12 protein-coding genes and 1 pseudogene are annotated in these 18,394 nt (G+C 64.6%); 3 read left to right on the top strand and 10 right to left on the bottom strand.

The annotated features are described in order from the left end of the window. Window positions 1-14: 14 nt before the first annotated feature. The 4 genes from THIX_RS13335 to oxlT form a co-directional block, all read right to left on the bottom strand. Complete coding sequence (locus THIX_RS13335) at window positions 15-992, bottom strand: 2-dehydropantoate 2-reductase (protein WP_112486589.1); 978 nt, start codon at window positions 990-992, stop codon at window positions 15-17. A 196-nt stretch (window positions 993-1,188) separates the two neighbouring features. Then, on the bottom strand, window positions 1,189-2,085 hold the full coding sequence (gene sucD, locus THIX_RS13340; RefSeq protein ID WP_112486590.1) for a succinate--CoA ligase subunit alpha: 897 nt from the start codon (window positions 2,083-2,085) through the stop codon (window positions 1,189-1,191). A gap of 145 nt (window positions 2,086-2,230) precedes the next feature. Next, entirely contained in the window at window positions 2,231-3,391 is a 1,161-nt protein-coding gene (sucC, locus tag THIX_RS13345; protein WP_112486591.1) for an ADP-forming succinate--CoA ligase subunit beta, read from the bottom strand. 307 nt (window positions 3,392-3,698) lie between these two features. Next, window positions 3,699-5,027: an oxalate/formate MFS antiporter gene (gene oxlT / locus THIX_RS13350; protein WP_199195380.1), complete on the bottom strand. Its 1,329-nt coding sequence runs from the start codon at window positions 5,025-5,027 to the stop codon at window positions 3,699-3,701. A 310-nt stretch (window positions 5,028-5,337) separates the two neighbouring features. Here oxlT and THIX_RS13355 point away from each other — a divergent pair, with 310 nt between their 5' ends. Next, on the top strand, window positions 5,338-6,282 hold the full coding sequence (locus THIX_RS13355; protein ID WP_112486593.1) for a LysR family transcriptional regulator: 945 nt from the start codon (window positions 5,338-5,340) through the stop codon (window positions 6,280-6,282). 108 nt (window positions 6,283-6,390) lie between these two features. Next, window positions 6,391-6,762 (top strand): hypothetical protein, encoded by a 372-nt coding sequence (locus THIX_RS13360; RefSeq protein ID WP_112486594.1) that lies wholly within the window; start codon window positions 6,391-6,393, stop codon window positions 6,760-6,762. A gap of 9 nt (window positions 6,763-6,771) precedes the next feature. Here THIX_RS13360 and THIX_RS13365 read toward each other — a convergent pair. The 4 genes and pseudogenes from THIX_RS13365 to THIX_RS13380 all read right to left on the bottom strand — a co-directional run bounded on the left by THIX_RS13365 (window position 6,772) and on the right by THIX_RS13380 (window position 13,124). Further along, a pseudogene (locus tag THIX_RS13365) lies at window positions 6,772-7,748 on the bottom strand (NAD(P)H-quinone oxidoreductase). Between the two features lie 63 nt (window positions 7,749-7,811). Beyond that, on the bottom strand, window positions 7,812-10,037 hold the full coding sequence (locus THIX_RS13370; RefSeq protein ID WP_112486595.1) for an acetate--CoA ligase family protein: 2,226 nt from the start codon (window positions 10,035-10,037) through the stop codon (window positions 7,812-7,814). Between the two features lie 61 nt (window positions 10,038-10,098). After that, window positions 10,099-11,346, bottom strand: a complete 1,248-nt coding sequence (frc, locus tag THIX_RS13375; protein ID WP_112486596.1) for a formyl-CoA transferase — start codon at window positions 11,344-11,346, stop codon at window positions 10,099-10,101. Between the two features lie 20 nt (window positions 11,347-11,366). Beyond that, the gene (locus tag THIX_RS13380; RefSeq protein WP_112486597.1) at window positions 11,367-13,124 is read right to left on the bottom strand and encodes a thiamine pyrophosphate-binding protein; all 1,758 of its coding nucleotides are present in this window, start codon (window positions 13,122-13,124) and stop codon (window positions 11,367-11,369) included. A 672-nt stretch (window positions 13,125-13,796) separates the two neighbouring features. Between THIX_RS13380 and THIX_RS24285 the strand changes: the two genes are divergently transcribed. Next, window positions 13,797-14,465, top strand: coding sequence for a multicopper oxidase domain-containing protein (locus THIX_RS24285; protein ID WP_233224555.1), 669 nt, complete (start codon window positions 13,797-13,799; stop codon window positions 14,463-14,465). 27 nt (window positions 14,466-14,492) lie between these two features. Here THIX_RS24285 and THIX_RS13390 read toward each other — a convergent pair whose 3' ends face one another. Together THIX_RS13390 and THIX_RS13395 are read right to left on the bottom strand one after the other, a co-directional pair. After that, on the bottom strand, window positions 14,493-15,197 hold the full coding sequence (locus THIX_RS13390; protein WP_112484478.1) for a HugZ family protein: 705 nt from the start codon (window positions 15,195-15,197) through the stop codon (window positions 14,493-14,495). 737 nt (window positions 15,198-15,934) lie between these two features. Beyond that, the gene (locus THIX_RS13395) at window positions 15,935-18,358 is read right to left on the bottom strand and encodes a cation-translocating P-type ATPase (RefSeq protein ID WP_112486598.1); all 2,424 of its coding nucleotides are present in this window, start codon (window positions 18,356-18,358) and stop codon (window positions 15,935-15,937) included. Window positions 18,359-18,394: the final 36 nt, after the last annotated feature.

An 18,394-nucleotide genomic window follows, 5' to 3' on the forward strand; every position in this document is an offset into this window, starting at 1 on the left:
GCGGATGGCGCGGCTTATTGCCGCAGCAGCGCCATTTTCTCTCTCAGCTTGATGAGGGCGAGCACGGCATCGGCCAGTGGCGTCGGCCGGCCGACCAGGCGTCCGATTTCCTGGATCACGCCCAACAAGGGATCGATCTCCATCGGCCTGCCCTGCTCCAGATCCTGCAACATGGATGTCTTGTGGCCGACGATGGCGCCGGCCCCGTCCAGGCGCCGTTCGATCCCGACCCGGAAGCGCACCCCCAGCAATTCGGCGAGTGCTTGCGCTTCCAGCATCATGCCGCGCGCCAGCGCGCGCGTCGCCGGGTCTGTGGTGATAACGTCCAGGGTCGCGTGCGTGAGCGCGCTGATGGGATTGAGGCACAAATTACCCCAGAGCTTGAGCCAGATCTCGTCGCGGATGTCGTTGCGAACCGGAGCGTCGAACCCTGCGGCCGTCATCACTTCGTGCAGGCGGGCAATCCGCTCCGTGGACTGTCCGCTCGGTTCGCCGATGGGGAATTTCTTGCCATAGGCATGCTGGATCACCCCAGGGGCGATGAGATCGGCCGCCGGGTACAGCACGCAGCCGATGCCGCGTTCGGGTCCCAGGATGTTCCACTGCAGGCCGCCAGGATCCACGCTGTTCAGTACGGTGCCCGCATACGGGCCGCCATGCTGATGGAAATACCAATAAGGCAGTCCGTTCACTCCGGTGACCACGGCGGTATCCTGGCCCAGCAGCGGGTGCATCGACTCGACCGCGCCAGGCACTGAATGAGCCTTGAGCGTGATGAAAACATAGTCCTGAGGACCGAGGTCGGCGGGATTCGAGGTGCACGGAACCCGGACCACATGCTCCTGGCCGTCGATCCGCAGGCGCAGCCCATTCGTTTGCATGGCCTGAAGATGCGCTCCCCTGGCGACGAAGCTCACGTCGATCCCGGCCCGGGCGAGCTGGCCTCCGATCAGGCCGCCAATGGCACCGGCGCCAAAAATACAAACTTTCATCGCCCCCTCCTTTCATGTGTCCAATAGGCATGCAACGCGCCGTTCAGCGTGTCGGGAAAGACATGGCGCTGACTGAACCATCGTGCATTTCGCCAGGCGCGTCCAGCACGGACGGTACGCTGCCAAAAATCCCTGGCCAATCGCGAGGCGCGCTCTGGATGCTTGCGATTCAAAGTCCTGGCCCGCCTCGCCCGTCTCAGCGCAGTTTTTGGTGGATGAGTTGGCCCATTTCCGACGGGTTGCGGGTGACGGTGAAGCCGCAGGCGTGCATCACGTCCAGCTTGGCTTCGGCGGTGTCGGCGCCGCCGGCGATGAGCGCGCCGGCATGGCCCATGCGCTTGCCCGCAGGCGCGGTGACCCCGGCGATGAAACCGACGATGGGCTTGGTCATGTGCTGCTTGGCCCAGAGCGCGGCCTCGGCCTCGTCGGGGCCGCCGATCTCGCCGATCGTGATGACGCCATCGGTGTCGGGGTCGTCGTTGAACAGCTTGAGCACGTCGATGTGCTTCAGACCGTTGATGGGGTCGCCGCCGATGCCCACCGCGCTGCTCTGCCCCAGCCCCAGCTCGGTGACCTGCCCCACCGCCTCGTAGGTCAGCGTGCCCGAGCGCGACACCACGCCGATGCGCCCCTTGCGGTGGATGTGCCCGGGCATGATGCCGATCTTGATTGCATCCGGCGTGATCAGCCCCGGGCAGTTCGGCCCCAGCAGCAGGGTGCGCTTGCCGCCGCCGGCCTCCTTGGCGCGCATCCTGGCGCGTACTTCCATCATGTCGCGCACCGGAATGCCCTCGGTGATGCAGATGACCAGATCGAGGTCGGCCTCGACGGCTTCCCAGATCGCCGCGGCCGCGCCGGGGGGCGGCACGTAGATGACGGAGACGGTGGCTCCGGTGGCCGCGCGGGCCTCGGCCACGCTGGCGTGGATGGGAATGCCCTCGAAGTCCTCCCCGGCCTTCTTCGGGTTGACCCCGGCGACGAAGGCGGCGCGGCCGTGGGCGTAGTCGCGGCACATGCGGGTGTGGAACTGGCCGGTCTTGCCGGTGATGCCTTGGGTGATGACTTTGGTGTTCTTGTCGATGAGGATGGACATACAAGCCTCCGAGCGGGGCCAAGTTTCGGTCGCTGCGCTCCCGCGATACTTGGCCCCGGATTGAATGGGCGTCCAAAGCTTGGGGCGGCCCTGCGCTTTGGACGTGCAGAAAGGATGGAGAAAGGCTCCGGAAAGGGGTGTGGGCTCAGGCCGCCGCGGCGACGACCTTCTGGGCGGCTTCGGCCAGGGTTTCGGCGCTGATGATGGGCAGGCCGGACTCGGCCAGCATCTGCTTGCCGATGTCCTCGTTGGTGCCCTTCATGCGCACCACCAGCGGCACCTTGAGCGCCACGGCCTGGCTGGCGGCAATCAGCCCTTCGGCGATGGTGTCGCAGCGCATGATGCCGCCGAAGATGTTCACCAGGATGGCTTTGACATGCGGGTTGTGCAGCATGATCTTGAACGCGGCGGTGACTTTCTCGGCCGTGGCGCCGCCGCCGACGTCGAGGAAGTTGGCCGGCTCGCCGCCGAACAGCTTGATGGTGTCCATGGTGGCCATGGCCAGGCCGGCGCCGTTGACCAGGCAGGCGATGTTGCCGTCGAGCTGGATGTAGGACAACTCGTGCTTGGAGGCTTCGATCTCTGCGGGGTCTTCTTCGTCGAGGTCGCGCAGGGCTTGCAGCTCGGGGTGGCGGAACAGGGCGTTGTCGTCGATGTTGAACTTGGCGTCCAGGGCCTTGACGCTGCCGTCGCCTTGCACGATGAGGGGGTTGATCTCGGCCAGCGAGGCGTCGTTGTCCCAGAAGGCGCGGTACAGCCCTTGCAGGGCGGCGGCGCCTTGGGCCCGGCTGGCTTCGGGCAGGCCGATCTTGGCGCACAGGGCCAGCGCGTCGGCGTCTTGCAGGCCGGTGAGCGGATCGACCCACACCTTGTGGATCTTCTCGGGGCTGTGGGCGGCGACGTCTTCGACGTCCATGCCGCCCTCGCTGGAGGCCATCACCACCACGCATTGCGCCGCGCGGTCGATCACCAGCCCGGCGTAGTACTCCTGGCGGATGTCGGCGCCTTCTTCGATCAGCAGCCGCCGCACGGTCTGGCCCGCAGGCCCGGTCTGGTGGGTGATGAGTTGCATGCCAAGCATCTGCCCGGCCAGGGTGCGCACCTCCTCCACCGAGCGCGCCAGCTTCACGCCCCCGCCCTTGCCGCGCCCGCCGGCGTGGATCTGCGCCTTGACCACCCACACCGGCCCGCCGAGTTGCTGCGCCGCATGCACGGCCTCATCCACCGTGTACGCGGGCGCGCCGCGTGGCACGGACACCCCGCATTCGCGCAAGATCTGTTTGCCCTGGTATTCGTGAATCTTCATGTTCGGAGGCCTCTGGCAGGTTAGGGTGGAGTTGAACAGGCGCAGATGCCCGCCATTCTCATGGGCGCAGCGAGCGCAGGCCAGTGGCCATCCGCCCGGCGCTTCGGGGACAAACTGCGAGGGGGGTTGAACGGAGTGCGGCCGGAGCCGGGAGTCCGCCAGGCGGAGCCCCGGCCAGCGGCCGCGGTACAGCGAGGAACCTACGCTGCCTCCCGCTTCCTTTCCAGGAAGGCTGCCCCAATCAACACCGGACAACCTGGTCAGGACGGGCGTGGGCGCAGGCGTGAGTCATTGTTTCCAGTGCCGCCTACTCGCCGGCTTGTAGCGGGAGATCGCGGAAATGTCGGGCATCCTCGCTTGCGGATTCGGCGCGCCGACCGATCCAGCGCCGCCGCATCGGGGCCAGGACCAGCTTTGCCGCCAACGCCGCGATGATCGAAGCCAGACCGGCGACGATGAACACCGCATTCCAACTGGAAGTGGCCGCCAGCACGCTGGCTAAGGGAACAAGCAGTGAAGCCGTGCCTTTTGCCGTGTAGAGAATCCCGGCATTGGTCGTTGCGTATTTCGAACCAAAAGTGTCGGCGTTAAGTGCCGGGAAAATCGAAAAGATCTCACCCCAGCAGAGAAAAATCACCGGCGCGAGCACCATGAAAGCGTACGGATTATGGCCAAATTCCATCAAGCCGAGCAACGCCAATCCCTCACCAAAAAAGATAATGAGCATGGTGTTTTCTCTGCCGATTTTGTCCGATATGAATCCGCTCAAAGGGCGTGTAAAACCATTGGCCAGGTTATCGATGGCAAGCGTCATCGTCAGCAGGGGCAAGGTCAGGCCGAACAGCGCGATCGGCATCTTCGCGAATCCGTAGTCTTTTGCGATCGGTCCGATCTGGGCGGTGGCAATCAATCCGCCGGCTGCGACCGCGACAAAACAGGCATACATCATCCAAAATACCGGCGTCCTGACCATCTGGCCCGGCGTGTAATTTTCACGGCTGATCAGCACGGCTTTCGCTGCCATGGCGCCCTGAGGCGGTTGTGGCCTCACCATCAGCATCGCCAGAACAAAAATTGCGATGCCCTGCAAGGTTCCAAAGAAGAAAAAGGCGTGTTCGTAGCCGGCAGCGTGGATCATGTTGGCAATCGGGATGACGGTGACAGCCGCACCGGCGCCAAAACCAGCAGCAGCCAAGCCAGCAGCCAAGCCCCTCCGGTCCGGAAACCATTTAAGCGCAATACCAACGCTGGTGCCGTAGACACAACCCACGCCGATACCGGCAACGACTGCCGCAAAATATAAGGCATGCAGCGATGCAGCATAAGAATTCAACACCCATGCCAAGCCGACGCAAATCGCGCCGAACGCAACGACCGGTCGCGGTCCAAACCTATCGACAAGCCAACCCTCCAGCGGGACCAGCCATGTTTCTGTCAGCACGAAAATCGAAAATGCAACCTGAATATCCGCAATACTCCAATGATATTTGGTATGTATCGGCGATACGAAAAGAGTCCATGCATACTGCAGATTGGCAACCAAACCCATGCAAACAATTGCCAATATAAGCTGAAACCAGCGATTATGTTGCCGCCCGGCAACATTTGAGTAACCGCCACCATTTTCTAGTCTCATCATTTGTCTCCTGTGGGTTTTGTGCATCCATTGTTTTCAAGCGCGTCGTGTGATCCTGGCGCATCGCGTTTCAATGCAGAATGGCGAGTGCTACCATTCGAAATCATCAAAGAGAAAACCGCGCATCCTCGACAACAGGCGCATCAGGCCGACCCAGCTGCAGCACCATCGGTGTTTACCCGGATATGGATGATGTCCGTCGGCGTGTTGACCTGCGACCCATGCTAGGTCTAAAGTCGAATTAGCAATAGTGAAAGTTTTTTATTATTATCATTACGCTTTATTGATGGATTGCGAACCATGGTGAATCATGAGAAATGCCACTTTACGTCAGCTCAAGGTTTTCGAGGTTGTCGCACGACAGTTGAGCTTCTCGCGCGCTGCCGAGGAACTTCATCTCACCCAGCCAGCGGTCTCGACTCAGGTTCGTCAATTGGAGGGGCATGTCGGCTTGCCGTTATTCGAACAGCTGGGCAAGAAAATTTATTTGACGCCGGCGGGGGTGGAAATGCTCCATTACAGCCGGGCAATCATCCAGCAATTTCACGAAGCCGACGAGGCGATGTCAAGACTGAAGGGAGTGTCGGGTGGGAAACTGAATATTGCCGTCATCAGTGCGGGAGATTATTTCTTCCCCCGCTTGCTGGCCGAATTCCTTCGTCGGCATCCGGGCGTGAGTCTGAATCTTGCTGTTTACAACCGGGAGGAGCTGCTGCATCAGTTGTCGGCCAATCTGACCGATCTGGCCGTCATGGTCCGGCCGCCGCAAGGCATCGACACGGTCAACCAATCGTTCGCGCCACATCCGTACGTGATCGTGGCCGCGCCCGACCATCCACTCGTCGGCCAGCGCGACATCCCGCTCGAGGACCTGGGTTCCCAGTCCTTCATCGTTCGGGAGAAGGGGTCCGACACCTGGAACTCCATGGAGGAGGGTTTCGCCGGCCGCATCCGCAACCTGAAGATCGCCATGGAGATCAAGAGCACGGAGACCATCAAGCAAGCCGTGATTGCCGGCATGGGGATCGCTTTCCTGTCGGCGCATACCGTGAGCCTGGAACTCGAAGTGGGCAGGCTTGCCGTGCTCGATGTGGAGGGCTTCCCCGTCATGCTGAATTGGTATGTGGTGCATCGCAAAAGTAAACGACTCCCCCCTGTCGCCCAAGCGTTCAAGGAGTTCCTGATGCTTGAGGGCGCCAGTCTCATCCAAACCATCACCGGAATCCGAGGAAGGTTCGACATGCCGAAACCATAAGCAATAATTTATGGTTTTTCAAAAAATATTTAACTATCATTAATCGATCTTCGCGACTAAGCTCGATTGCAAACGTCACCCATGGATGATGGAATCAGGAGTCGGACCATGCAATCGATCAACGCGACGCCGGGTTATGCGGAACCCGGCATGATGGACCTGCCCAAGGATCTTCAAATCTATGCCTACAACGCCGCTTTCAGCGAATTGGGCCTTCGCTTTCGCTGGGATCCTGGCGTGCTGGACAGTCTGGGCAGCATCCAGTGCGAAAAATCCCGTATTGCCGAGTTCATCCGGCAATACCATCCCCATTTGCTCAAATCCTATAATGCGGAATTCCTGAGCACCCTGATTTACGAAAGAAAGAATGAATACCTTCGACTGCGCAGCATGCAGGATCAAGGGGAAGCCGCACATAACGCCCAAGGTGCGTCCAATCGAACCGTCGAACACACGCGGCAAGTTGCGCAGGTTAGCTAGTCTGGTGAATCAGGAGTTGGTCAAGACGATTTTTCCAAGGTGCGCACTGCTTTATCAGTGTGCGTGCGCGGAAGCCGCCTCCGATAATAGGTACGGTAGACAACGGGTTTCATGCGGCCTGACGCGAAAAGCGGCCAGACGGATTTGTGCAAGGCCGATGCCATGGCGGCCTTGACCGCCAACGGCCTCGACCTGAGCGTGGACCCGGTCATCGTCAAACGTTTCACCATGACATCTCGCAGACTGATTTGCACCTGCCCGCCCATCATGGTGTTGATGGACACCAGACGGCCATCGTCGGCCAATGCAGTGGCATTGCGCTGGAGATAATCGCCACCGACCATGTCGAGAATCACATCGACACCTTTTCCGCCGATGATCTGGCGGACCGCGGCGACAAAATCCTCAAGCGCATAATCGATGGCGTGCTCGGCCCCCAGGCGCTGGCAGAACGCGCATTTCTCCGCGCTGCCCGCGGTGACCAACACATGGCTGCCCAGGGCCTTTGCCATCTGGATCGCGGTCGCTCCGATGCCGCCGGATCCGCCATGGACCAAAAGCGTTTCGCCCTTCTGCAGATGGGCCCGTTCGAACACGTTGCTCCATACGGTCAAACAGGGTTCCGGCAGCGACGCGGCCTCCACGGCATTCAGGCCATCCGGGATCGGCAAGCAAAGCTCAGCGGGAGCAACGCAGTATTCGGCGTAGCCTCCGCCCGTCACCAGGGCACAGGCCTGTTCGCCGACCGCGGGGTGGTGAGCACCCTCCCCCTGCGCCACGATCCGCCCCGCCACCTCCAGACCGGGAATATCGGAAGCGCCGGGAGGCGGGGGATAGATGCCTTTGCGTTGCATGACGTCGGGCCGGTTCACTCCGGCGGCGGCAACCTCGATCAGGAGCGCGCCCGGCCCGGGTACGGGACGGGGCCGCTGGGCGATGCGCAGGACCTCGGGGCCGCCGGGCTGGCTGATCTCGACCGCTCGCATCATCGGCTGGCTGGCTGCGCACATGTCCCTGTCCTCCCCGAGAGCGCGCAGGCCGGGGCCTGGTCAGATCAGGCCGGCGCCGCGCGCCCACTGGTACTTCGCGCCCAGAACCGCCACCGGGATCTCGGTCGAATAGGCATAGGCCGGGACGCCGTGCCGGTACAGATACTCGGCGGCCTCCTCAACCTCCACGTCGCCGGCAAGCGAGGCGACGATGGGTTTTTCGATGCCCCTGGCCATCATCTCCTCCTTGACCTCCACCACCAGCTTGGCGAACACCATCGGCGGGGTGATGATGGTGTGCCAGTAGCCGAGGATGATGGCGTGGATGCGCGGGTCCTCGAGCCCGAGCCGGATGGTGTTGGCATAGGTGGCGGGCGGCTCGCCCCCGGTGATGTCGACCGGGTTGCCGGCCGCGCCGAACGGGGGGATGAACTTGCGGAAGGCGGCGTCGAGATCGGCCGGCATGGTCATCAGCGACAGGCTGTTGTCGACGCAGGCGTCCGACAGCAGCACGCCGGAGCCGCCCGCGCCGGTGATGATGACGACGTTCTCGCCCTGCGGCGTCGGCAGCTTGGGGATGCCGCGCGCGAATTCGAGCAGGTCGCGCAGCGAGCGGGCGCGGATCACCCCGGCCTGCTTGAACACGTCGTCGTAGATCTTGTCGTTGCCGGCGAGCGCGCCAGTATGGGATCTGGCCGCGCGCGCGCCCTGGCTGGTGCGGCCGGCCTTGAGCACCACCACCGGCTTTTTCTTCGAGACGCGCCGCGCCACTTCGGCGAACGAACGGCCGTCCTTCAGGTCCTCGAAGTGCTGGGCGATGATTTCGGTGTTCTCGTCCTGCTCGAAGAAGGTCAGCAGGTCGTCCTCGTCGATGTCCGATTTGTTGCCCAGCCCGACGATGGCCGAGACCCCCATGCCGGCCGAACGCGAGAAGCCGATGATCGCCATGCCGATGCCGCCGGACTGCGAGGACAGCGCCGCCTTGCCCTTGACGTCGTAGGCCGTGCAGAAGGTTGCGCACAGATTCTTCGGCGTGTAGTAGAAGCCGTAGATGTTCGGGCCCATCAGGCGAATGTTGAATTGGCGCGCGATGCGCACGAGCTCTGCCTGGCCTTCGACATTGCCGGTTTCGGCGAACCCCGAGGGAATCAGCACGGCGCCGGGAATGCCCTTTTTCCCGACCTCCACAAGCGCCTGGGCGACGAGCTTGGCGGGGATCGCGAACACCGCGACGTCGATGTCGCCGGGCACGTCGAGCACGCTCTTGTACGCCTTGCATCCCATGATCTCGTCGGCCTTGGGATGGATCGGATAGATCTTGCCCTGGTAACCGCCGTTGATCAGGTTCTTCATGACCGAGTTGCCGATCTTGCGGTCCTCGGCCGAGGCGCCGATCACCGCCACCGTGCCCGGGCGCATGATGCGGTTCATCTGGCGCACGATCTCGTCCTGGCTCGGACGGTAGCGCTCGGGCTGCGGCGCGAAGTCGACGACGATGCGCACGTCGGCGGCCACCGCGCCCTTCGCGCTGGCGAACACGGGGTTCAGGTCCATTTCGGAGATTTCCGGGAAATCGGCAATCAGCTGCGAGACGCGCTGGATCATCGCCGAGAGCGCCTCGCGATCGGCCGGCTCGGAGCCGCGCACGCCCTTCAGAACTTGGGCGGCCTGGATGCTGTCGAGCATCGACATCGCCTCGTCCTGCGCCAGCGGCGCCAGGCGGAAGGTGATGTCCTTGAGCACCTCGACCAGAATCCCGCCGAGACCGAAAGCCACCAGCTTGCCGAAAGAGGGGTCGGTCACCGCGCCGATGATCACCTCCTGCCCGCCGCCGATCATCTGCTGCACCTGCACGCCGAGCAATCTGGCCTGCGCGTCGTACTTCCTGGCGTTGGCCATGATGGTCTTGAACCCGCGCTCGACCTCGGCCGCGGACTTGAGCCCGACGAGCACGCCGTCCGCCTCGGTCTTGTGCAGGATCTCGGGGGACACGATCTTCAGCACCACGGGAAACCCCATGGCCTGCGCAAGCCGGGCCGCGTCGGCCGCGGATTCGGCCACCCCCTCCTGCGGCACCGCGATGCCGTAGGCGTCGCACACCAGCTTGCCCTCGGGGGCAGTCAGCGCGGTACGTCCCGCGGCCTTCACCTGATCGAGCATGCGCCGCACGGCGGCCTTGTCGAAAACCGCCTGGGCCGAAGCCTGCGGTGCCGCACGCGTTGCGCCGCGGCCGCCCGCTTTCGGACCGGCCAAGGCCTGTCCCTCAATCGTTTCGTCGTATGCCATCGTTGTCTCCAGAGTTGGGGGAGGATCGGCGCTCGCCTGCGGCAAGCGCTCCCAGGAATCGCTAAATCGCCCCGGCGGCGCGCAATGCAGAGATCTGCTCCGGGGTGTAGCCCAGTTCGGCCATGACTTCATCGGTGTGCTCGCCCAGCAGCGGGGAGCGCCTGACCTCGGTGGGGCTGTCCGAGAGCTTGATCGGGTTGCCGACCGAGAGGTATTTGCCACGCTGGGGATGATCCACCTCGACGATGGTCCCGGTCCTGCGCAGCGACGGGTCCTGCGCGATCTCCTTCATCGAAAGAATCGGCCCGCAGGGAATGTCGTGCTTGTTGAGGATTTCCATGGCCTCGAACTTGGTCTTGGTCATGGTCCACTGCTCGATCGCGGCGAACACCTCCGACAGCCGCGGCAGCCGTGCGGCGGGTGTCGCGTAGTCGGGGTTGGAGATCCAGTCCTCCTTGCCGATGACCTTGCAGATCGACTCCCACACCGGTGCCTGCGTGATGAAGTAGATGTAAGCGTTCGGGTCGTGCTCCCAGCCCTTGCACTTCAGGATGGAGCCGGGCTGGCCGCCGCCCGAGGCGTTGCCGGCGCGCGGCACGGCTTCGCCGAACTTGCCGTTGGGGTATTGCGGGTATTCCTGCAGCACGCCGTTGCGCGCGAGCCGCTGCTGGTCGCGCAGCTTGACGCGGCTGAGGTTGAGGACCCCGTCCTGCATGGCCGCCATCACCCGCTGCCCGCGACCGGTACTGATCCTCTGATAGAGCGCCGTCACGATGCCGAGCGCGAGATGCAGGCCGGTACCGCTGTCGCCGATCTGGGCACCGGTGACCAGCGGCGGCCCGTCGTCGAAGCCCGTCGTCGAGGCGGAGCCGCCCGCGCATTGGGCAACGTTCTCGTAGACCTTGCAGTCTTCATAGGGTCCCGGGCCGAAGCCCTTGATCGAGGCGACGATCATGCGCGGATTGAGCTCCTGGATGCGCTCCCAGGTGAACCCCATGCGGTCCAGCGCGCCCGGGGCGAAGTTCTCGACCAGCACGTCGCACATGCGCACCAGCGCCTCGAGAACCTCCTTGCCCTGCGGCGTCTTGGCGTTGATCGTCACCGACCGCTTGTTGTGGTTGAGCATCGTGAAATACAGGCTGTCCACGTCGGGTATGTCGCGCAGTTGCCCGCGCGTGATGTCGCCTTCTCCTGCGCGCTCGACCTTGACGACGTCGGCACCGAACCAGGCCAGCAACTGCGTGCAGGTCGGACCGGACTGCACATGCGTGAAGTCGAGGATGCGTACACCTTCCAATGCCTTGCCCATCTGGCTTCTCCCCGTGCTGTTTACTTGTACATGGTCTGGTTCTTCGTGCCCGGCGCGTACTCGCGCGGGTCGACCCAGATGTTGACCACGGCGGAGCGCCCGGTGCGGCGGATGGACTCGCGCGCGCGCCGCAGCGCCGCGGCGATCTGGCCCGGGTCGCGCACCTCCTCGCCGTAGCCGCCGAGCATCTCGGCGAACTTGCCGAACGGGATGTCGCCGAGCAGGTTGCCGACGTTGCCGCGCGCTTCGCCATATTTGGCCAACTGGCCATAGCGGATCTGGTTCATCGCCGAGTTGTTGCCGATGACCGCGAGGTAGGGCACGCCGAAGCGATTGGCCGTTTCCATGTCGAAGGCGGTCATGCCGAACGAGCCGTCGCCGTAGTAGCAGAGGACTTCCTTGCCCGGGCTGGCGAGCCCGGCGGCGATGGCAAAGCCGGTGCCCACGCCGAGCGAGCCGAGCGCCCCGGGGTCCATCCAGTGCCCGGGGCGGCGCGGGCGCACCGCCTGCGCCGAGATGGTGACCACGTCGCCGCCGTCGCCGATGTAGATCGTGTCGTCGGTCAGGAATTCGTTCAACTCGTAGGCCACGCGGTAGGGATGGATCGGCGTGTTCTCGGACCTGAACAGCGGCATGAGTTTTTGCGTGGCCACGTCCTCGGCCTCGGTCAACTGCTGCATCCATTGGCGCCGCGCCTGGCGCTTGTCGTTCTTGATGCGGCCGCTGGCGGCCTGCAGCACGGCGCCGAGGATGGCGCCGGGATCGCCGACCAGGCCCAGGTCGATGTCGCGGTTCTTGCCGACGGTGCGGTAGTCCATGTCGATCTGCACCAGCGTCAGCTCTTTGCTGATGCGCTTGCCGTAGCCCATGCGGAAGTCGAACGGCGTGCCGACGATGACGATGACGTCGGCGTTGGCGAAGGCCTGCGAGCGGGTGCGGTCGAAATGGTGGGGGTCGCCGGGCGGCAGCAGGCCGCGGCTGGCGCCGTTGAAATAGCCCGGGATGTCGAGCCCGCGCAGCAGCGCCACCGCCTCCACGTGGCCACGCGCGGTCCAGACCTGCTGGCCATAGAGGATGGCGGGCCGTTCGGCATTGACCAGGATGTCGGCCAGCTTCTCGATGTCGCGCGGGTCGCCGATCGACTTGGTCGAGGCGCGGTAGTGGCCGGGGCGTGGAATGATGGCACGGGCCGTATCGATTTCGCGGTCCAGCACATCGCGCGGAATTTCCAGATAGCTCGGACCCATGGCGCCGTTGAAGCATTCGCGCACCGCCATCGAAATCATGTCCGCCACGCGCTCGGTGCTGGGCACGCTGGCGGCGAACTTGGTGATCGGGGCCATCATGTCCACATGGGGCAGATCCTGCAGCGAGCCCATCTTGTGCTGGCTGAGCGCACCCTGTCCGCCGATGTGCAGGATGGGGCTCTCGGAGCGGAACGCCGTGGCCACCCCCGTCACGGCGTTGGTGCAGCCCGGACCGGCGGTGGTCACCACGCAGCCCAGCTTGCCGGTCTGGCGGGCATAGCCGTCCGCGGCATGCGCGGCGACCTGTTCGTGGCGCACGTCGACGATGCGAATGCCCTCGTCGATGCAGCCGTCATAGATGTCGATGATGTGGCCGCCGCAGAGGGTGAAGATGGTGTCGACGCCCTCGTTCTTCAGTGCCCTGGCCACCAGGTGCCCGCCGGAAATGACTCCGGCCGCCCTGTTTTTCAGCTTCAGTGTGTCGTCGGCCGTGGTCGTTGCCGATTCTGCAATCCCCGCTACTGCTGACATCGTCGTCTCCTTTAGAACTTTGTCGCATTCATCAAAAAAGCGCCTGAAAGCGCCGCTTGCGGCGGCCCTCGCATCCTTCGGGTGGCAATGGTTTTTTCGGAGCGCAGACATGGCCGATGCCCCATTCGCCAATCTCCATATCCAACACAATATGTGATATATCAACTTTCCGCAAGCGCTATTTCCCGGATTTCCTGGGCGTCTCCTTTCACGTGTTCGCTGCTCCGGGCACCGTGACGGCGGCTCGCCGCAGCGGCCGTGCGAGGAGCTTTCGGGAGTGGAGCGCCCGGCTGCGAGCGCCTGCATGGCAAGCACGGCCAGGGATCCGGCGAAGCAGGCGTCGGCGCGTTCCTTACCGGGAACTGCGGCTGCCACGCATCTGGGGGAGGTGGACGACATTCCGGTGATCATGCAAGATCGGCGCATTGCCGCCGCCGGCCCTGCACAACATGACCGGCATGATGGACCGCATGGGCATGAAGGGCGACCGCTTCCTGGTCAACGGCCGCGAACAGCCCTACGTGCGAGTGCCGGCGCGATGGGCGCGCTTGCGCCTGCTCAACGGCTCGAACGCGCGCGTCTACAACCTCGCCTTCGCCGACCGGCGCGCCTTTCACGTCGTCGCCACCGACGCCGGACTGCTGGCGTGGCCGGTGGAGGTGCGCAGCCCTGATGCTGCGCAGCGACTCGGGCGCGGTGGTGCCGGGCCTGAACACCATGCCGATGGGCGCCGACCGCTACGACTACGAGGGCTTCGACCTGATGCAATTGCGCGTGGTGGCGCCCAGCGGGCATGCGGGCGTGCTGCCCGCATGGCTGGCCGTAATCCCCGCGCTCCAGCCCGACGCCCCGGTGCGCCGCTTCAGCCTGCAGGGCATGATGGACGCCATGATGGGGGGAGGCGGCATGGCGGTGGGGTCGACGATGGGCGGCATGGGAGGTGGGCAGGACGCGCCCGCGGCCTCCGGCCCCGGTGGCATGAGCCTGGGAACCGGTGGACAGAAGCTGTTTTCCGTCGACCACCAGTTCATGAACATGGCGCGGATCAACCAGTGGGTGCGCCTGGGCAGCACCGAGGTCTGGGAAGTGAGCAACGACGGGAACATGGCCCACCCTTTCCACTTCCACGGCACCTCGTTCCAACTCCTCGCCCGCAACGGCGCCGCGCCGCCCGAGCATGAGCGCGGCTGGAAGGACACGGTGCTGGCGCGCCACGCCGAAACCGTGCGCCTGATCGCCCGCTTCGGCCAGCCCGCCGGGCCGTCCCATCCCTTCATGTACCACTGCCACATCCTCGAACACGAGGACAACGGCATGATGGGGCAGTTCAGCGTGGCGTGAACTCGGCGGGCGCGCGTTCTCGGCGGCTCAGGCCTGTTCGCGGCACTGCTGGGCCAGCGCCACCAGCGCCTCGCGCACCTCGCCCGCGTTGTGCACCGGCGCGGCGAAATCGATGCGCAGCAGCCGGCCGTCGGCGCGCAGGTCGAAGCCGTCGGTGTCCACCCCGACCATGCTTACCTCCTGCGCCTGCACGCCGTGGAGATGGGCGCAGTAGGCCCTCAGGTTGTGCACATGGTCAGCGTTCATGTGGGCGAGGATGCCGGGCTCGGCCTGCTCCAGGCTGTTGGCCGGAGGGGCGAAATCGGCCGGAGCGATCCAGTGGATCTTGCCGAAGCCGCCGATGAAGCGCACCGCTTCCACCTCGATGCGGTAGAAGAAAAAATCGTGCATGCCGAAGTAGCCATCGGCCTCGGGCAGGTAGCGCAGATAGCGCGAGCCCGGCGCATCCTTGTCCGCCAGGCGGCTCGCACGGCCGACGAGGGTGACGCGCCCCGCCGCCTGCGCATCGTCGGCGCAGGGGTGGGCGATGATGCTGGCGCGCGGGTCGGCGTCCAGGTTCTTGGTGTGCTCGGCCAGGGTTGAAATCAAAATCACCGGCCGACCCTGGTGGTCGAGCATGAACGGCGCGATCGAGCCGAAGGGCATGCCGCCGAGGCGTTTCGACAAGGTGGACAGCACGCCGTTGGGATGGGCGCGGACGAATTGGCGGGCTTCGAGGCCGAGATCGTGCATGGGTGTGGACCTGGTGTAGGGGGTTGCGCGGCCGGGCGGCGTCTAGGGCCTGTCCCACGTATGGCCATTGTGCCGCCCCCGTGGCGACTCCACAGGTGAGGGGGCGGCGATGGCGGCGAACCCCGCGGCCTGCTCAGCTTGCCGCCAGCAGATGCTCGACCTCGGCGAAGTTCTGCGCCCGCTCCGACGCCTCGCTCGGCGCGCCGAGCGGGCGTCCGATCTGGGTGGTGGAGAAGATGCCGCGGATCGCGGATGGTCGGCACCGGGCCTTGTTCGAGCGCCAGGGAGTGCCGCACCTCGCTGTAGTCCAGCACCTGGATGCGCTCGCGCGGCACCATCACCCGCGCTGCCGTCACCGCGTCGCGCGCGAGGCCATCGTCCACCGCGATGCGGATCGGTTTCTCGCTGAGCAGGTCGCGCGCGGTGACCAGGCCCAGCACGTTGCCGCTCATATCGGTCACCAGCAGCAGGCGCACGCGGGCGTGGATCATGCGCTGCTGCGCCGCCTCCATATCGGCGAGGGTAAAGAGATGGAATCTGCCGGTGAGCGCCCCCACGGCAGGCGCGCGTGGCGCAGGCGCAGTGCGTCGTCGAGGAACGCGAACATGAAATTTTGCAGCATGTTGGCCACCGTCGCGAGCGACAACTGGCGCGCCGTGGCGATGCCGGTCTTGTCATGGACCCGGCTCGGCGCGGGCCCGAGCCGGCCCCAGCCGAGGAATCATCTCCTGGCCGCCTCATATCTTGGCGGCCCCGCCAGGCTGCCGGATGCCCGCCAGCCTGGTGCGCTTCAACATCAGCGCATTGATGGCCACCAGCGCCGAACTGCCGGACATGGCCAGCGCCGCGATCTCGGGACTCAGCGTGAACGGGTAGAACACGCCCGCGGCGAGCGGGAAGGCGATGACGTTGTAGCCGACCGCCCAGCCGAGATTCTGGTGCATCTTGCGCAGCGTGGCGCGGGAAAGCTCCAGCGCGCCGACCACATCGAAGGGGTCGCTCTTCATCAGCACCACATCGGCGCTCTCCATCGCCACGTCGGTGCCGGCGCCGATGGCGAAGCCCACGTCGGCTTGGGTCAGGGCGGGCGCATCGTTGATGCCATCGCCCACCATGCCGACCTTGCTGCCTTGCGTTTGCAGTTCCTTGACCTTGTCCGCCTTCTGTCCCGGCAGCACGTCGGCGAGCACGATGTCGATACCAAGTTCCCGGCCGATGCGCTCGGCGGTGGCGCGGTTGTCGCCGGTGAGCATGGCCACTTTCACGCCGCGTCGCTGCAGCGCCTGGATGGCATCCTTCGACGTCGGCCGCAGCGCATCGGCGATGGCGATGAGCCCGAGCAGCTTGCCGCCATGGGCGACGTGGACGACGGTGCGGCCCGCGCCCTGCATCTCGTCGGCCCTGGCGGCCAAGTTGTTCATATCAACCTGTTCCGCGTCCATCAGTTTACGGTTACCCAGCAGCGCGGTGCTTCCTGAAACTTCCGCCTTGGCGCCCATGCCGTCGATATTGGTGAAGCCGCTGCTGGGCTGCGCCGGCATGCCGGCCGCACGCTTCAGGATCGCCTGGGCGAGGGGATGTTCGGAGCCCTGCTCCACCGCGGCGGCCAAGGCCAGCATGGCGTCCACGTCGGTGTCCGCCGCCGTCGCCACATCCACGACCTCGGGCTGCCCCAGGGTCAGGGTGCCGGTCTTGTCGAAGATGATGACGTTGAGCTTGGTGGCCTCCTCCAGCGCGGCGGCGTTCTTGAACAGGATGCCGTTCATGGCCCCCAGGCCGGTGCCGACCATGATCGCCATGGGCGTGGCCAGGCCCAGCGCGTCCGGGCAGGCAATCACGAAGACGGTGATGGTCAGCGTCATGGCAAACAGCAGCGGCTGGCCGATCCACCAGAACCACACCGCAAAGGTCGCCAGACCGGTAATGATGGCGGCGAGCACCAGCCATTGCGCGGCCCGGTCGGCCAGCCGTTGGCCGGGCGCCTTGGAGTTCTGCGCCGTCTGCACCAGCTTGACGATCTGGGCGAGTGCGGTGTCGGCGCCGACCTTGGTCGCGCGGTATTTGAAGCTGCCGCTCTTGTTGATGGTGGCGCCGATCACGCTGGCGCCGAGCGTCTTTTTGACCGGCATGGATTCGCCGGTGAGCATGGATTCGTCCACCTGCGATTCGCCCTCGATGACTTCGCCGTCCACCGGAATTTTATTGCCGGGCCGGATGATCACCGTGTCGCCGACTTGCAAGTCCGCCGTCGGCAGTTCGATCTCGCGTCCCTCGCGCAGCACGGTCGCCTTCGGCGGGGCGAGGTCCATCAGCGCACGGATGGCATCGGACGCGCCGGCGCGGGCGCGCATCTCCAGCCAGTGGCCCAGCAGAATGAATACCAGCAGCACCGACGAGGCTTCGTAAAACTGTTCGCCGGCGAAGAAAAACGTGGCGCCCACGCTGAAAAAATAGCCGGTTCCCACCGACAGGAGAACCAGCACCGCCATGTTGGCCACGCCGTTGCGGATGGCGCGGAACGCGGCGACGTAAAACGGCCAGCCGGGGTAGATCACCGCACCGCTCGCGAGCACGAACAGCAAAATGTTGCGGTCCATCCCGAATGGCGGTTCGAGCTTGAGAAACTGCATCCCCATCGAGGTGTAGAGAAACACCGGGACCGCAAATGCCAGCGCAATGAAGAAACGATTGCGCATGTCGCGCGCCATCGCCTGCATGTCCATGCCGGCGCCGTGGCCCATCTCATGGCCCATGCTGTCCATGTCCGCATGCTCGGCAGGTTGGCCAGCTTGATCGGTCCCGGCCGGTTCGACATGCCCGGTGTGCTGGCGATGTTCCGCGGGCGCGGGCTGCTCGCCATGACCGGGTGGCACTGCGGGGGAAGGGATGGGTACTGCCATGACTTGTGCACCAGGCGCAGCTTCGGATTCGCAAAGATGCATGGGCACCAGCTCGCCGCCGCAGTGATGGCCGCACTCGCGCACTCTCGCCTTGATGGCATTGAGGTCCGTCACCGTCTCGTCATACACCACCGTCGCGCTGCCCGAAACGTAGTTCACATCGACCTGCTTTACCCCCGGCATCCTGACCAGTTGTTTCTCGACGCCCCGGGCACTCAGCGGGGAGAGCAGGTCGCGCACATCAATGACGGTCGTTTTCATCGTTGCTCCTCAGTCGTCTTCAGCATGTTTTGTCAG

It is taken from the genome of Thiomonas sp. X19, assembly GCF_900089495.1.
Lineage (GTDB): Bacteria > Pseudomonadota > Gammaproteobacteria > Burkholderiales > Burkholderiaceae_C > Thiomonas_A.

Excerpts from the sequence above, each read along its gene's own strand:
- THIX_RS13395 (WP_112486598.1), bottom strand. The coding sequence starts at position 18,358 with ATGAAAACGACCGTCATTGATGTGCGCGACCTGCTCTCCCCGCTGAGT.
- sucC (WP_112486591.1), bottom strand. The coding sequence starts at position 3,391 with ATGAAGATTCACGAATACCAGGGCAAACAGATCTTGCGCGAATGCGGG.
- THIX_RS13380 (WP_112486597.1), bottom strand. The coding sequence starts at position 13,124 with ATGTCAGCAGTAGCGGGGATTGCAGAATCGGCAACGACCACGGCCGAC.
- THIX_RS13355 (WP_112486593.1), top strand. The coding sequence starts at position 5,338 with ATGAGAAATGCCACTTTACGTCAGCTCAAGGTTTTCGAGGTTGTCGCA.
- THIX_RS13390 (WP_112484478.1), bottom strand. The coding sequence starts at position 15,197 with ATGCACGATCTCGGCCTCGAAGCCCGCCAATTCGTCCGCGCCCATCCC.
- sucD (WP_112486590.1), bottom strand. The coding sequence starts at position 2,085 with ATGTCCATCCTCATCGACAAGAACACCAAAGTCATCACCCAAGGCATC.
- frc (WP_112486596.1), bottom strand. The coding sequence starts at position 11,346 with ATGGGCAAGGCATTGGAAGGTGTACGCATCCTCGACTTCACGCATGTG.
- THIX_RS24285 (WP_233224555.1), top strand. The coding sequence starts at position 13,797 with ATGCTGCGCAGCGACTCGGGCGCGGTGGTGCCGGGCCTGAACACCATG.
- THIX_RS13370 (WP_112486595.1), bottom strand. The coding sequence starts at position 10,037 with ATGGCATACGACGAAACGATTGAGGGACAGGCCTTGGCCGGTCCGAAA.
- THIX_RS13360 (WP_112486594.1), top strand. The coding sequence starts at position 6,391 with ATGCAATCGATCAACGCGACGCCGGGTTATGCGGAACCCGGCATGATG.
- oxlT (WP_199195380.1), bottom strand. The coding sequence starts at position 5,027 with ATGAGACTAGAAAATGGTGGCGGTTACTCAAATGTTGCCGGGCGGCAA.
- THIX_RS13335 (WP_112486589.1), bottom strand. The coding sequence starts at position 992 with ATGAAAGTTTGTATTTTTGGCGCCGGTGCCATTGGCGGCCTGATCGGA.